At 46.1% G+C, this 1,383-nt stretch carries 1 protein-coding gene; it reads left to right on the top strand.

Annotation, left to right across the window (positions count from 1 at the left end; genetic code table 11):
• Positions 1–205: 205 nt before the first annotated feature.
• Positions 206–1,383: SafA/ExsA family spore coat assembly protein (safA, locus tag H514_RS24145; protein ID WP_233422682.1), on the top strand; the 1,178-nt coding region annotated here is incomplete at its 3' end.

Below are 1,383 nucleotides of genomic sequence, written 5' to 3'. Positions count from 1 at the left end.
GGAATTGCTCGGGTAGGTGATGGAATTGCTCGGGTAGGCGACGGAATTGCTCGGGTAGGTGATGGAATTGCTCGGTTAGGCGACGGAATTGTTCGGGTATGCGACGGAATCGCTCGGGTAGACGCGGAAATACCTTAGCCCCTGCACTGCTTCCTCCCACTTTATCTCGATCAAGTCTTCAGCAGCGGCTTTAATGAAATAAGTAGTGCCTAAGATTAAACATGAAATTAACCCCTCCACAACAACTCTCCTGAATATATCCCAAAAAAATTTAGGCATTTTCATCAACCTTTTCTGGGTTCGTGCATATGTTGTAAAAGAGTTAATCTGTTATTTACATCATAGTTTGAACGATAACAGAAGGAAGGGAGCCACATCAGTGAAAATTCATGTTGTTCAAAAAGGTGATACGTTATGGAAGATCTCGAAGAAATATGGAGTGAATTTTGAAGAGCTTAAAGCGATGAACTCGCAATTGAGCAATCCAGATATGATCATGCCAGGTATGAAGATCAAAGTTCCATCTGATTCAAAGCCAGTCAAAAAAGAACAGCCGCAAGCTACTCAACCTTACAAGGACACGTCGCCAAAGCCTATGCCAGTAGGGAAAGAAAAGCCGAAGGAAATGCCTAAAAAAGAGATGCCAAAGCCGAAAAAAGAAGCGGTAAAACCGGCTGTAGAAGAAAAACCAATGATGCCAGCACAACAGCCGCAACAACCAATTATGCCTATGCAATTTCAATTCCCTACTATGGAACAAGAGATGCAAAACTACTATACGACAGTAAACATTCCGCAAATGCCACAATATCAGCCACCTAAACAGCCAAAAAAAGAACCAGTAAAACCAGCTGCCGAGGAGAAAAAGCCAATGAAGCAACCTCAGAAGCAGCCGCAAGTGCAACCGCAAATGCAAGAGCCAATGAAGCAACCACAAATGCAGCCGCAAGTGCAACCACAAATGCAGCAACCAATGCAACAACAACCAATGATGCCAATGTATGTGCAACCAATGCCGTATATGCCGTGCCCGCCGCATCCTTGTCCACCAATGCCACAATACCTGGGTAGTACTGAACCATATTGTTGGGATGGGATGATGCCAGGTCAGCAACAGGCAGTTAGTCCGGCTACGGGATATGATGATATGGAATCTTCATCATGGGAGTCTTCATCCGTGGATATGCCACAAATGCCACAGCAAGGTTATGGAATGCCGCAACAGGGCTATGGAATGCCGCATCAAGGCCAAGGTATGCCGCAGCAAGGTGGTCAAATGCCACAAATGCCACAAGGAATGCAAGGCGGAGGGCAGATGCCACAAATGCCGCAAGGAATGCAAGGCGGAGGGCAGATGCCACAAATGCCACAAGGAATGCAAGG

The sequence above is a fragment of the Pontibacillus marinus BH030004 = DSM 16465 genome (assembly GCF_000425225.1).
Lineage (GTDB): Bacteria > Bacillota > Bacilli > Bacillales > BH030062 > Pontibacillus > Pontibacillus marinus.
The sequence above is the reverse complement of the archived record's forward strand: the minus strand, read 5'-3'. Positions and strand labels throughout refer to the sequence as shown.